Raw genomic sequence first — 12,475 nt, forward strand, 5'->3', positions numbered from 1 at the left:
CGTCCGCCCATGTCAGCGAAGAGCCCCGAAGTCTCCGCGAATGCCATCACCGTCCGGCGTGCCCGGACCAGCGATGTTCCCGCTGTCCGCCGACTCCTCGACGCCTACTCGCGCGACCGCATCCTGCTCGACAAAGCCACGGTCACCCTTTACGAGGACATCCAGGAGTTCTGGGTCGCGGAACGCGGTGACAACGCCGAGGTCGTCGGCTGCGGCGCCTTGCACGTCATGTGGGAAGACCTCGCGGAAGTCCGCACTCTCGCGGTGAACCCGGCCCTCAAGGGCGCCGGAGTGGGCCACCGGCTGCTCGGGAAGTTGCTCGACACCGCGCGCCGGCTCGGCGTTCGCCGGGTTTTCTGTCTGACCTTCGAAGTCGACTTCTTCACCAAGCACGGCTTCGTGGAGATCGGTGAGACACCGGTCGACACCGATGTGTACGCGGAGCTGTTGCGCTCCTATGACGAGGGCGTCGCGGAGTTCCTCGGTCTCGAACGAGTGAAACCCAACACCTTGGGCAACAGCCGGATGCTTCTGCATCTGTGATCGCCAATGCCCCGGTTCCCTATGTCCGAAACGCGCACGTTTCCGGACGCGAGAGGGTCTGGGGCCTCTCCCCGAGGGTTTGTGTTTTTCCGGCAAAAGCGGTTTGCTTTCCGGCGTACTGCTGCACTGCATATAACAGGGGCGGCTAAACGGCGTACGCCGCGGACACCTCCCCGCCCTCACGTTTTCGATGAAAGGAAATCCCGTGGCACAGAAGGTTCAGGTCCTTCTTGTCGACGACCTCGACGGCGGCGAGGCTGACGAGACCGTGACGTTCGCGTTGGACGGCAAGACGTACGAGATCGACCTCACGACCGCCAATGCGGACAAGCTGCGGGGCCTTCTCGACGCCTATGTGAAGGGCGGCCGTCGCACCGGTGGCCGTTCCTCCGGTGGCCGCGGCAAGGCCCGCGCCGCCGCCGGTGGCAACCAGGACACCGCGGCCATCCGCGCCTGGGCCAAGGAGAACGGCTACGACGTGAACGACCGCGGCCGCGTTCCCGCGTCCATCCGCGAGGCCTACGAGAAGGCCAACGGCTGATCACGCCCCCGCGAACGGGGCCCGGCGCCCCGCCGCAGCCGGACCCGGTGGCACTGCGCTGCCACGGTGTCCACCAGCCGTACGAGATCGGGGGCGCCCGTGACGCCCTCGAAGGACGGCAGCGCGGGCAGCGTCGCCTCCACATCACGCCCCGGCTCGGGGGGCCGCAGCCAGACGGCGGCCCCCTGCACGGCCCCGGCGCCCGGCCGCGGCACCGCCGCGCCCGCCGCCCGCACGGGCGGGTCCGGCGCCTCCGTCAGGTCCCCGGCGCCCAGCGCCCGCAGGTCCAGCGCCAGCGCCCCCCACTCCAGCCAGTCGAGCAGCCCCGGCAGCTCCTCCGCGCCGCCCGCGGCCACCAGCAGCCGCATCCGGCCGCCCACGAGGGCCACCGGGGACTCCGGCGCCAGATGCCGCAGGGCCGCAGCCCCCGCCTCCGCCGGGACGTCCAGCACGTCGAAGCGCACCCCCGTCCTCAGCCGCAGCGGCACCCCCGGCGCCGTCGGCCAGCCCAGCACGCTTTCGTACCAGTGCCGGGCCGCCGCCCCGGGGGCCGGCGCGAGCGGACGCCTCGGGCGCGGGAAGGGCAGTGCCGATGACGCCGGGAAGGGCTCCGGGGATGCCGGGGACGTTGAGCCAGCCATGCCAGGTGCAACCGCCGAAGGCACCTGGGAGTTACGCTGAGCGTCCGGACGGTCACGTTGTGTGCGGCGAGGGGGAGCGCATGGGCGTACCCGGGGTCGTGAGGTTGTTCGCCCATAGCGGAGGGAAACGGTGCGCGCGGCATGGACCGCCCGTCACCGCGGGTAAGACATGCCTAGTGGGAGGGGGCGACACGCAGGAAAGGCCGTCTCACGTTCGCCATCGGCGGAACGGCGAGTGGGGTAACTGCCTGGCCTGCGGGAACATCGTCTCGCACCATCGAGTTGGAGCAGATGTCGGCGTTCGGGGTCAGGAGGCCATCGACGGTGTCGGCAGTTGGAATGAGCGGTCCCCGCTTGCGGGACTAAGCTGCGGAAGGACAGGGAGGGGAAGTTCCCCCCACTGCCTGACCGCTCTGAGGAGCGATTAACGATGTTCGAGAGGTTCACCGACCGCGCGCGGCGGGTTGTCGTCCTGGCTCAGGAAGAAGCCCGGATGCTCAACCACAACTACATCGGCACCGAGCACATCCTCCTGGGTCTCATCCACGAGGGTGAAGGTGTCGCCGCTAAGGCCCTGGAGAGCCTCGGCATTTCGCTTGAGGCGGTCCGTCAGCAGGTGGAGGAGATCATCGGTCAGGGCCAGCAGGCCCCGTCCGGCCACATCCCCTTCACCCCCCGTGCCAAGAAGGTCCTGGAGCTCTCGCTCCGGGAGGCCCTTCAGCTCGGCCACAACTACATCGGCACCGAGCACATCCTGCTCGGCCTGATCCGTGAGGGCGAGGGCGTCGCCGCCCAGGTCCTGGTCAAGCTGGGCGCAGACCTCAACCGGGTGCGCCAGCAGGTCATCCAGTTGCTCTCCGGTTACCAGGGCAAGGAGACGGCCACCGCAGGCGGCCCGGCCGAGGGCACCCCCTCGACCTCCCTGGTGCTGGACCAGTTCGGCCGGAACCTCACCCAGGCCGCTCGTGAAACCAAGCTCGACCCGGTCATCGGGCGCGAGAAGGAGATCGAGCGGGTCATGCAGGTGCTGTCCCGCCGTACGAAGAACAACCCGGTGCTGATCGGTGAGCCCGGCGTCGGCAAGACCGCCGTCGTCGAGGGCCTCGCCCAGGCCATCGTCAAGGGCGAGGTGCCCGAGACCCTCAAGGACAAGCACCTCTACACCCTGGACCTCGGTGCCCTGGTCGCCGGCTCCCGCTACCGCGGTGACTTCGAGGAGCGCCTGAAGAAGGTGCTCAAGGAGATCCGCACCCGCGGCGACATCATCCTGTTCATCGACGAGCTGCACACGCTGGTCGGTGCGGGCGCCGCCGAGGGCGCGATCGACGCCGCCTCCATCCTCAAGCCGATGCTGGCCCGCGGTGAGCTCCAGACCATCGGTGCCACCACGCTGGACGAGTACCGCAAGCACCTGGAGAAGGACGCGGCCCTCGAGCGCCGCTTCCAGCCCATCCAGGTCGCGGAGCCGTCGCTGCCGCACACCATCGAGATCCTCAAGGGCCTGCGCGACCGGTACGAGGCGCACCACCGCGTCTCCATCACCGACGAGGCGCTGGTCCAGGCGGCCACCCTGGCCGACCGGTACATCTCGGACCGCTTCCTGCCGGACAAGGCGATCGACCTGATCGACGAGGCCGGTTCCCGGATGCGCATCCGCCGGATGACCGCGCCGCCGGACCTCCGCGAGTTCGACGAGAAGATCGCCGGTGTCCGCCGGGACAAGGAGTCCGCGATCGACTCGCAGGACTTCGAGAAGGCCGCCTCCCTGCGCGACAAGGAGAAGCAGCTCCTGGCCGCCAAGGCCAAGCGGGAGAAGGAGTGGAAGGCCGGCGACATGGACGTCGTCGCCGAGGTCGACGGCGAGCTGATCGCCGAGGTCCTCGCCACCGCCACGGGCATCCCGGTCTTCAAGCTGACCGAGGAGGAGTCCAGCCGCCTGCTCCGCATGGAGGAGGAGCTGCACAAGCGGGTCATCGGCCAGGTCGACGCCGTCAAGGCGCTGTCCAAGGCGATCCGCCGTACCCGTGCCGGTCTGAAGGACCCGAAGCGTCCCGGTGGCTCGTTCATCTTCGCCGGTCCGTCCGGTGTCGGTAAGACCGAGCTGTCCAAGGCGCTCGCCGAGTTCCTCTTCGGTGACGAGGACGCGCTGATCTCCCTCGACATGTCGGAGTTCAGCGAGAAGCACACGGTCTCGCGTCTCTTCGGTTCGCCCCCCGGTTACGTGGGTTACGAGGAGGGTGGCCAGCTCACCGAGAAGGTGCGCCGCAAGCCGTTCTCGGTCGTCCTCTTCGACGAGGTCGAGAAGGCCCACCCGGACATCTTCAACTCGCTGCTGCAGATCCTGGAGGACGGTCGCCTGACCGACTCCCAGGGCCGGGTCGTGGACTTCAAGAACACGGTCATCATCATGACGACCAACCTCGGCACGCGGGACATCTCCAAGGGCTTCAACCTGGGCTTCGCGGCCTCGGGCGACTCGAAGACCAACTACGAGCGCATGAAGAACAAGGTGTCGGACGAGCTGAAGCAGCACTTCCGTCCCGAGTTCCTCAACCGCGTCGACGACGTGGTCGTCTTCCCGCAGCTGACCCAGGCGGACATCCTCCGGATCGTCGACCTGATGATCGGCAAGGTGGACGAGCGCCTCAAGGACCGGGACATGGGCATCGAGCTCTCCCAGTCCGCCAAGGAGCTGCTCTCCAAGAAGGGCTACGACCCGGTGCTGGGCGCGCGTCCGCTGCGTCGCACGATCCAGCGCGAGGTCGAGGACACCCTCTCGGAGAAGATCCTCTTCGGCGAGCTGCGTCCCGGCCACATCGTGGTCGTCGACACGGAGGGCGAGGGCGAGAACCAGACCTTCACCTTCCGCGGCGAGGAGAAGGCAGCCCTCCCGGACGCCCCGCCGATCGAGCAGGCGGCGGGCGGCGGCCCGAACCTGAACAAGGACGCGTAACCCTCCGGGGGTCCGCGTAGGTCCGGAAAAGGGGGCCGGTGCTTTCGGGCACCGGCCCCCTTTTCCGTATGTTCAGGGCGTGGCGCCCGAGGTCTGTCGAGAAGCGTTCTCCCCGAAGTCCTTCCCCGGCCCGTGCCGGGCGCGCGTGCTGTCCATGTCGCGCCACTCCGGGCGCAGCCCCGCCAGGTTCGTGGTGAGGAAGTAGGCGGCCCCGCAGGTGAGCAGTACGGGGACGAACCCGGCCGAGGCCACCGCCGCCCCGGCGAGCAGCCCGCCGAGGGGGATGCCCGCCCAGGCCAGTGAGTCCCCGAGCGCGTTGACCCGGCCCAGCATCCGGCGGGGCACCCGTTCCACCAGGACCGCGCCCAGCACGGGGTTGAGGAAGCCCGCGCCGAACCCGCTGACGGCCATGACGGCCAGCACCACGCCGAGCCGGACATCGACGGCGAGGATCAGGAACCTCGGCGCCCCCGCCAGCAGGAAGCCGATCAGGACCACGGCCCTGCGTCGCAGCCGGTGCGCGACCATCGCGGCGATCAGGCTCCCGGCGACCGCCGCCGCCCCCGTGACACTGCCGGTGAGACCGAGCGCGGCCGGACCGTGGCCCGACTCCCTGGCCCAGACCGGCCTGAGGACGGTGTTGAACGCGGCGTCCAGCAGGTTGGTGACGGCCACCATGGCGATGGCGGTGAGCAGCAGCGGCTCGGTCCGCAGAAAGCTGAAGCCCTCACCGAAGCGCTGCCAGTAGCCCGCCCCGGACGCCTCGGCCGGGTGCGCCGCGGACTCGGCCGGCCGTGCCGTGCGCCGGGGGAACGCCAGCGCGACGACCAGCGATCCCAGGGCGAAACAGCCGGCGTTGACCGCGACGCAGGTGAGGGGGTCGAGCAGGGCCACCAGCGAGCCGCCGACGGCGGGGCCGACCGTGGCGGCGAGCCGCTCGGTCACCCCGGACAGGCCCGCCGCCCGCTCCAGTGGGACCCCGCCGCGCTCGGCCGCCTCCGGGACCATGACCTCCTTGGCCAGGTCACCGGGTCCCCGGGCGGCGCCGATCACCGCGACCAGTGCCAGCAGCAGCGGGAAGGACAGCAGGTGCAGGGCGTGGCACAGAGGGATGGCGGCGGCGGCGACCGCGCTGACGAGGTCCGTGGTCCAGGAGACGGTGCGCGGTCCGGCCTGGTCCACCAGCGGCCCGGTGAACGCCTTGACCGCCACATAGGGCGCCATCTCGCAGAAGGCCACCACCCCGGTCTGGGTGGCGCTGCCGGTCGTGACCAGGATGAACCAGGGCAGCGCCACGGCGGAGACCCGGGTGCCGGTCAGGGAGACCGCCATGGCGGTCAGCACCCCGGCCAGCGGCCGTAACGAGCGGGCGCCTGGGCGCGGAGATGCCTCGGTCATGACGTTTCAGTGCCTGATGGGTCATCAGCAGACTCACTTGTGACGGGGATTGGGCTCGCATCCAGCTCGGGCAGGAGATGTGTGACGAGGCCGACCCGCTCGGCGCCCTCCGGCGCGCTCAGCGCAGCCTCGGGGGTGTCCCGCCGGTAGCGGGCGAGGACGGACCTCAACTCCTCACGCAGGGAGGCCGCTTCGTCAGGGGTGAGGCGCAGGGCCCAGTCACTCAGGTCGAAGGTGTCCCGCCAGGCAGGAGGCATCGTCTGCAGCTCGCTCAGCGTCTGCTGGACGCGCAGGGTGTAGGCGGCGGCGACGGACTGCAAGTAGGCGAGTGTGGCCTCGGGTTCGCGCTCGGCCAGCTCCGGGTCGTTCAGCTCGGTCATGTGGTGGACCGAACGCCACCAGCGTTCACGGGCGTTGCCGCGCTCCGTGTCCTCTTCCACGAAGCCGGCGGCGCCGAGCTGGCGCAGGTGGTAGCTGGCCGTCCCGGAGTTCACGCCGAGCCGCTCCGCGAGGCGGGTGGCGGTCGACGGGCCGTGCTTCCGCAGCAGCCCTACCAGCCGGACCCGTACCGGATGCGCCATGGCGCGCAGCCCCTTGGCGTCCAGTACGGCCGAGTTCACATCAGTGGGCGGGCCCTCGGGCCGCTTCGTCGCATCGGTCACCCTGGGGATACTAGACCGCCAAGACTTCTTCGCAAAGGTCTCTTCGCAAAGAAGTCTTGGCGAATCCTCAGGGGTCAGGCGCCTGCAGGTGTCCGATCGCTGTTCAGGACAACTGCCCGTCATAGTCCGGCAGTTTGAACGTCCTTTCCGCGTGCCCGCCGGTCAGGTCGGAGGGGCTGTTGCCGATGTTGGCGATGATTGTGTAGCCCTGGCGTTCGATGTCGGCGCGCTGGGCGGTCTTGTAGTCGGCGACGTTCTTGAAGAGGTCGACGAGGCCGCGGACCCGGAGGTCGGTGACGCGGTAGCCGTCGTGTTCGAGGTTGTAGGACGTGGGCCAGTGGAGGAGGCCGGGGCGGGCGGTGACGAAGATGAGGGCGACGCCGTGGTCCTGGGCGTACTGGGCGACCTTCAGGACCGGGCGGTTGGCGGGCTGGGGGAACCGGAAGCCGAAGTCGGTCTCCAGGGTGGTGTTGTCCACGTCCAGGACGATGGCCTGCTTCTCGGTGCCACTGGAGGCCGCGCGGCTCTGGATGTAGGGGAGGGCCTCGTCCATCACCCGCCCGCAGTCCTGCTGCCAGGTCGCGTAGTCGACGGCTGCGGCCGAGGGGGCGGGGGCGGCGGTGCCGGCGGCCTCGGCGGGGGCGGCGAGCGCGGTCAGCGCGGCGGTGGAGACGGCGACGGCGGCCATCCGGCGTGCCAAGGGGCGTCTGGTCATGAAGGCGGGTCCTCTCGCGTCCGTACGGTGCAGTGCATGCTCTGCGGAGCGGGTGGCGCGAGGGGAACCGTAGGGTTACTGGACGGTAGGTTGCTAGAGGCGCGCGTCACATTTATGGGGCCCCGGACGGAGGCCGCCGGTGACATGCCGCACAGGCGAAATGTCCGGTACTAGCCGGGATAGTGGTATTCCAAAACGGGGCAAACCCAGACGTACACGTCGAAACCCTGAGTGATACCGGCAGGCCGTACCGCCTGGTCCGGCCGAGGTGCCCGGCCTGTCAAGAGATGACCGATTTCGGATACTTCTACTACCTCGCGCCGTAGATGGGCCCTTTGAACCCGGATGGGGGGGTGGGTTACCAATGTGGAGTCCCGCCCGGCACACGGTGAAACATCCGTACGCCGGGTGGCTCTCTGTCTCCGAGTTCACGAGGTATCGATGTTCAAGCGTTCCACGTCTGTCCGTACGTCCGCGCTCCGCACTCGCGTGGCCGTCCTGGCCGCCGCTGTCGGTGGCGCGGCCGTGCTGGGTGGCGGGGTTGCCAGCGCCGCCTCCGCCTCCGCGACCTCCTGGGTCGACCCGGTGAAGAAGTACACCCTCTCCGCCAGCTTCGACCAGGGCGGCAGCCACTGGGCGCACAAGCACAGCGGTCAGGACTTCGCGGTGCCCACCGGCACCGAGGTCCTCGCGGCCCACGGCGGCACCGTCGTCAAGGCCGGCCCGAACGGCGCCGGTGACGGCCCCGCGTACGGCAACGCCATCGTCATCAAGCACGGCAACGGTCTGTACTCGCAGTACGCCCACCTGTCCCGTGTCGACGTCAAGATCGGCCAGGTCGTCAAGACCGGCCAGCACATAGCCAAGTCGGGCAGCACCGGTAACTCCACCGGCCCGCACCTGCACTTCGAGATCCGCAAGACGCCGAACTACGGCTCGGCCGTCAACCCGGTCACCTTCCTGAAGGCTCACGGCGTCCACGTCTGAGCCCCGGGCGACCGCCCCCCGGCCCTCACCGGCCACCGCCGGTAGTCCGGACCACGGATGTCCGGACTACCCCTTGCCGTAGGCGCCCTCGTGCGCCTGCGTCACCAGATCCACGGCGACTTCGAGAACCGCTTCGCGCTTCTTCTCGGGGTCGCCCTTCAGGTCCGCCAGCAGGAACATCCCCGCGTGCAGCGTGAACAGCGCGCTGACCGAGCGGACCTGGTCCACCATCTCGGCCTCGGGGTCGATGATGATCTCCCTGAGGCCCTTCATGCGTTCCTTGAACGTGTCCCCGATGCGCAGCTCCCGCACCGTCGCCTGGTTCTCCTGCATGAACCGGAAGAGCGGGTGCGCCCCGGCCAGTGCCGCGCTGTAGCGCCGTACGATCTCCTGCTTGGTCTCCAGGGTGTGCGGCTGGCTGCGGCCCCACTCGATCAGGTCCTCGATCGGCTGCGTCAGATCCTCGAAGAGGCTGACGATGATCTCTTCCTTGGTCTTGAAGTGGTAGTAGAGAGCCGCCTTGGTGACATCGAGGTGCTCCGCGATCTCGCGCAGCGAGGTCTTCTCGTATCCCTGTTCCGCGAAGAGTTCGAGCGCGACGTCCTGGATGCGCTGACGGGTGTTGCCGCGTCGCTGCTGCTTGGTGCCGTCCATGGTGTCGACCATCCTCGTACTCCCCCCGCTCCCGCGGAAACTTACTTGACGCCCGGCTAGTAGCAGGCTACCTTCCAGCATAGTGAACTAGCCGGGCGGCAAGTAAGTAGCAGCCGCCAGGGGGAGTGGGAGAAATGGCGGACACGCAGACGGCCAAGGCGGGCCAGGCGGAGCCCGAGCAGCCGGAGAAGCAGCCGAAGAGCGTACGAGTGGTTCTGCTCGCGCTCATGATCGCCATGATGCTGGCGATGCTGGACAACATGATCGTGGGCACCGCGATGCCCACCATCGTGGGCGACCTGGGCGGGCTCGAGCACCTGTCCTGGGTGGTGACGGGGTACACCCTCGCCACCGCGGCCTCGACCCCGGTCTGGGGCAAGATCGGTGACATGTACGGGCGCAAGGGCGCCTTCCTCGGCTCGATCGTGATCTTCCTGATCGGCTCCGCGCTCAGCGGCATGGCCCAGGGGATGGGCGAGCTGATCGCGTTCCGGGCCGTCCAGGGTCTGGGCGCCGGTGGTCTGATGGTCGGCGTCATGGCGATCATCGGCGACCTGATCCCGCCGCGTGAGCGGGGCAAGTACCAGGGCATGATGGCCGGCGTCATGGCGCTGGCGATGATCGGCGGCCCGCTGGTCGGTGGCACCATCACCGACAACTGGGGCTGGCGCTGGACCTTCTACATCAACCTGCCGCTCGGCGCGGTCGCGCTGGCGCTGGTCTCGGCCGTGCTGCACCTGCCGAAGAAGCGGTCCAAGGCGGGCATCGACTACCTCGGTGTGGTCCTGCTGACCGTCGGCATCACCGCGATCGTGCTGGTCACTACCTGGGGCGGTACCGAGTACGCCTGGACCTCCGCGCGGATCATGGAGCTGACCGCCCTCGGCGTCGTCTCGCTGGTCGGGTTCGTGTTCTGGCAGACCAAGGCCGCCGAGCCGGTGCTGCCGCTGCACATCTTCAAGAGCCTGAACTTCACCCTGATGTCCGTCATCGGCTTCGTGACCGGCTTCGTGATGTTCGGCGCGACGCTCTTCCTGCCGCTGTACCAGCAGGCCGTGCAGGGCGCCTCCGCCACCAACTCCGGGCTGCTGCTCCTGCCGATGCTCGGCGCGATGCTGGTGACCTCGATGGTCGCGGGCCGGGTCACCACGGGCAGCGGCCGCTACAAGGTCTTCCCGGTGACCGGCGGCGTGCTGATGATCATCGGGCTGTACCTGATGTCCACGATGGACACCGACACCACCCGGCTGACCTCCGGTATCTACATGGCCGTGGTCGGCGCGGGCATGGGCTGCCTGATGCAGGTGACCATGCTGGTGGCGCAGAACAGCGTGGAGATGAAGGACATGGGCGTCGCGTCCTCCTCCGCCACCCTGTTCCGTACCCTCGGCTCCTCGTTCGGTGTGGCCGTCATGGGCGCCCTGTTCAACAACCGGGTGCAGGACGTGATGACCGAGCGCGCCGGTGCGCTGGGCAAGGGCATCACCGAGAAGTCCGCCCAGCTGGACGCGGCCAGCCTGGCCAAGCTGCCGGCCGCGGCGCGGGAGGCGTACCAGCACGCGGTGTCCGCGGGCACGCACTCCGCCTTCCTCCTCGGCTCCGCCATCGCCATCGTGGTCCTCGTCGCGGCCGTCTTCGTCAAGGAGGTCCCGCTCCGCGGCGGCCCCGCGAAGCCGTCCACCGAACCCACGGACGCGATCCCGGCCCCGGCGATCGAAGCGGTCTGACCACCCCGTCTGTACCGAAGGCCCCCGACCACTGGTCGGGGGCCTTCGTCGTTCCGGCGGGACCGGCGAGCCCGGGACCGCGCCTGGCCCGTCCGCCGGCACCCGGCCTCGCGGGTCTCCCGGTCCACGGTTCGAGCGGTCTTCCGGCGGCCCGCCCATCTCCACGCCTTCGGCCGGGGCCGACGCGTCTCCGCACAGACCCGTGCGTTTCCGTGCGCCCTGGCGCCCGCGTCGGTTACGGGCCTCGCCCGTACGGTCGTCCGCCCGGCTGTCCCGTGAGGCCCGCTGTGCGCCCGGCCCACCCGCCGGGAGGCGGTCAGCCGCGCAGCGTCGGGGGGACCGTGTAGCTGCCTGTTGCTGTCGGGGCGTGTTCGGGGAGCCAGAGGACGGCTACCGCGCCCTCGCCGTGGGGGCGGATGTTGCGGAAGGTGAGGCGGGCGCCGAGGACGCGGGCCTGGCCGGCGGCGATGGTGAGGCCGAGGCCGTGACCCTGGCCGGCGCGGTCCTCGCTGCCGGTACGGAAACGCAGCGGGCCCTCCGCGAGGAGTTCCTCGGGGAAGCCGGGACCGTGGTCGCGTATCCGGATCACCCGGCCCTCGACGGTCACCTCGATGGGCGGCTCGCCGTGCCGGGCGGCGTTGGTCAGCAGGTTGAACAGCACCCGCTCCAGGCGGCGCGGGTCGGTGGTGACCTCGGACTCGTGCACCACCCGTACGACGATGTCCGGGTCCTTCGCGGCCACGCGCCGGGCGACGAACTCGCCCAGCATGATGTCCTGCAGCTCGGCCCGCTCGGAGGCCCCGTCCAGCCGGGCCACCTCCAGCACGTCCTCCACCAGCGTGCGCATCGCCTTGGCCCGGTCCAGCACCAGCTCCGTGGGCCGGCCGGGCGGCAGCAGCTCGGCGGCCGTGAGCAGCCCGGTCACCGGGGTACGCAGCTCGTGCGCGATGTCGGCCGTGACCCGCCGCTCCGCCTCCAGCCGCTGCCGCAGCGCGTCCGCCATGGCGTCCACCGCGCGGGCCAGATCGTCGGCCTCGTCGCGTACGACCCCGCCGATGGCCTCCCGTACCCGTACGTCGGTCTCGCCGGTCGCCAGCCGGTTCGCGGCGACGGCGGCCTTGCGCAGCCGGCGGGAGAGCTGGCCGCCGATCACCACGCCGAGCGCGCTGCCGCCGAGGACCACCGCGATGGAGCCGATGAGCAGCGCCTGGTCGAGGTCGGCCAGCACGTCGGCGGACTTGTCCGGGAAGGCGCCGTGCAGCGAGAGCACATGCCCGTTCTTGACCGGCACCGCGGCCCAGATGTCCGGCTCGCCGCTGCCCGTGTCGCTGACGTAGCTGGCCCGGCGCCCCTCCTCCACCTTGGCCCGCAGCTCGGCCGGGAGAGCGGGGTCGTCGATCTTGATGCTGGGGAAGTTGGGCCGCCCGGCGAGCTCGTAGTTCCGCTGGGCGAGCTGGACCCGCTGGTTGGCCAGGTCACGGGCGTTGTCCAGCATGGAGACGCGGGCCGCGTTGTGCACGACCAGGCTCAGCGCGATCGCCACCAGACCCGCGACCAGCGCGATCGCCGCGCTCAGCTTCCACCGCAGACCGGTGCGCAGGCCGACGCCCGCCACCCGCCGCACCGGACGTCGAAACAGACTCCGCATGACCGC

The 12,475-nt window shown here is 69.8% G+C and carries 11 protein-coding genes; 5 read left to right on the forward strand and 6 right to left on the reverse strand.

What is annotated here, in order from left to right; all coding sequences use genetic code 11:
- Positions 1-9 precede the first annotated feature (9 nt).
- Positions 10-543: an amino-acid N-acetyltransferase gene (locus tag D0Z67_RS16230; protein WP_031182784.1), complete on the forward strand. Its 534-nt coding sequence runs from the start codon at positions 10-12 to the stop codon at positions 541-543.
- Between the two features lie 205 nt (positions 544-748).
- Entirely contained in the window at positions 749-1,084 is a 336-nt protein-coding gene (locus tag D0Z67_RS16235; RefSeq protein WP_031182785.1) for a histone-like nucleoid-structuring protein Lsr2, read from the forward strand.
- Here the strand turns inward: D0Z67_RS16235 and D0Z67_RS16240 are convergent.
- Entirely contained in the window at positions 1,063-1,725 is a 663-nt protein-coding gene (locus D0Z67_RS16240; RefSeq protein WP_223179111.1) for an SCO3374 family protein, read from the reverse strand. The genes D0Z67_RS16235 and D0Z67_RS16240 overlap by 22 nt on opposite strands.
- A 430-nt stretch (positions 1,726-2,155) precedes the next feature.
- Here D0Z67_RS16240 and D0Z67_RS16250 point away from each other — a divergent pair, with 430 nt between their 5' ends.
- Positions 2,156-4,678, forward strand: coding sequence for an ATP-dependent Clp protease ATP-binding subunit (locus D0Z67_RS16250; RefSeq protein WP_031182787.1), 2,523 nt, complete (start codon positions 2,156-2,158; stop codon positions 4,676-4,678).
- A gap of 72 nt (positions 4,679-4,750) precedes the next feature.
- Here the strand turns inward: D0Z67_RS16250 and D0Z67_RS16255 are convergent, their stop codons facing one another.
- The 3 genes from D0Z67_RS16255 to D0Z67_RS16265 all read right to left on the reverse strand — a co-directional run bounded on the left by D0Z67_RS16255 (position 4,751) and on the right by D0Z67_RS16265 (position 7,453).
- Positions 4,751-6,076 carry an MFS transporter gene (locus D0Z67_RS16255; RefSeq protein WP_031182788.1) on the reverse strand — a complete coding sequence of 442 codons (1,326 nt, stop codon included), beginning with the start codon at positions 6,074-6,076 and terminating at the stop codon, positions 4,751-4,753.
- Complete coding sequence (locus D0Z67_RS16260; protein WP_031182789.1) at positions 6,073-6,738, reverse strand: ArsR/SmtB family transcription factor; 666 nt, start codon at positions 6,736-6,738, stop codon at positions 6,073-6,075. Before D0Z67_RS16260 ends, D0Z67_RS16255 begins: the two co-directional genes overlap by 4 nt.
- A 103-nt stretch (positions 6,739-6,841) precedes the next feature.
- Positions 6,842-7,453: an HAD family acid phosphatase gene (locus tag D0Z67_RS16265; RefSeq protein WP_031182790.1), complete on the reverse strand. Its 612-nt coding sequence runs from the start codon at positions 7,451-7,453 to the stop codon at positions 6,842-6,844.
- A 441-nt stretch (positions 7,454-7,894) separates the two neighbouring features.
- Here D0Z67_RS16265 and D0Z67_RS16270 point away from each other — a divergent pair, with 441 nt between their 5' ends.
- A complete protein-coding gene (locus D0Z67_RS16270; RefSeq protein ID WP_031182791.1) occupies positions 7,895-8,440 on the forward strand; it encodes a M23 family metallopeptidase in 546 nt (181 codons plus the stop codon).
- Positions 8,441-8,506: 66 nt separating this feature from the next.
- Here the strand turns inward: D0Z67_RS16270 and D0Z67_RS16275 are convergent, their stop codons facing one another.
- Positions 8,507-9,106 carry a TetR/AcrR family transcriptional regulator gene (locus tag D0Z67_RS16275; RefSeq protein WP_031182792.1) on the reverse strand — a complete coding sequence of 200 codons (600 nt, stop codon included), beginning with the start codon at positions 9,104-9,106 and terminating at the stop codon, positions 8,507-8,509.
- 122 nt (positions 9,107-9,228) lie between these two features.
- Here D0Z67_RS16275 and D0Z67_RS16280 point away from each other — a divergent pair, with 122 nt between their 5' ends.
- The gene (locus D0Z67_RS16280; protein WP_031182793.1) at positions 9,229-10,821 is read left to right on the forward strand and encodes an MDR family MFS transporter; all 1,593 of its coding nucleotides are present in this window, start codon (positions 9,229-9,231) and stop codon (positions 10,819-10,821) included.
- 316 nt (positions 10,822-11,137) lie between these two features.
- Here the strand turns inward: D0Z67_RS16280 and cseC are convergent, their stop codons facing one another.
- The gene (gene cseC / locus D0Z67_RS16285) at positions 11,138-12,469 is read right to left on the reverse strand and encodes a two-component system sensor histidine kinase CseC (RefSeq protein WP_031182794.1); all 1,332 of its coding nucleotides are present in this window, start codon (positions 12,467-12,469) and stop codon (positions 11,138-11,140) included.
- Positions 12,470-12,475 lie beyond the last annotated feature (6 nt).

It is taken from the genome of Streptomyces seoulensis, from assembly GCF_004328625.1.
GTDB classification, from domain to species: domain Bacteria; phylum Actinomycetota; class Actinomycetes; order Streptomycetales; family Streptomycetaceae; genus Streptomyces; species Streptomyces seoulensis.

Bases quoted from the DNA above. Each gene is read 5' to 3' on its own strand.
- D0Z67_RS16275 (WP_031182792.1), bottom strand. From the start codon at position 9,106: ATGGTCGACACCATGGACGGCACCAAGCAGCAGCGACGCGGCAACACC.
- D0Z67_RS16280 (WP_031182793.1), top strand. From the start codon at position 9,229: ATGGCGGACACGCAGACGGCCAAGGCGGGCCAGGCGGAGCCCGAGCAG.
- D0Z67_RS16240 (WP_223179111.1), bottom strand. From the start codon at position 1,725: ATGGCTGGCTCAACGTCCCCGGCATCCCCGGAGCCCTTCCCGGCGTCA.
- D0Z67_RS16250 (WP_031182787.1), top strand. From the start codon at position 2,156: ATGTTCGAGAGGTTCACCGACCGCGCGCGGCGGGTTGTCGTCCTGGCT.
- D0Z67_RS16255 (WP_031182788.1), bottom strand. From the start codon at position 6,076: ATGACCGAGGCATCTCCGCGCCCAGGCGCCCGCTCGTTACGGCCGCTG.
- D0Z67_RS16265 (WP_031182790.1), bottom strand. From the start codon at position 7,453: ATGACCAGACGCCCCTTGGCACGCCGGATGGCCGCCGTCGCCGTCTCC.
- D0Z67_RS16270 (WP_031182791.1), top strand. From the start codon at position 7,895: ATGTTCAAGCGTTCCACGTCTGTCCGTACGTCCGCGCTCCGCACTCGC.
- cseC (WP_031182794.1), bottom strand. From the start codon at position 12,469: ATGCGGAGTCTGTTTCGACGTCCGGTGCGGCGGGTGGCGGGCGTCGGC.
- D0Z67_RS16230 (WP_031182784.1), top strand. From the start codon at position 10: ATGTCAGCGAAGAGCCCCGAAGTCTCCGCGAATGCCATCACCGTCCGG.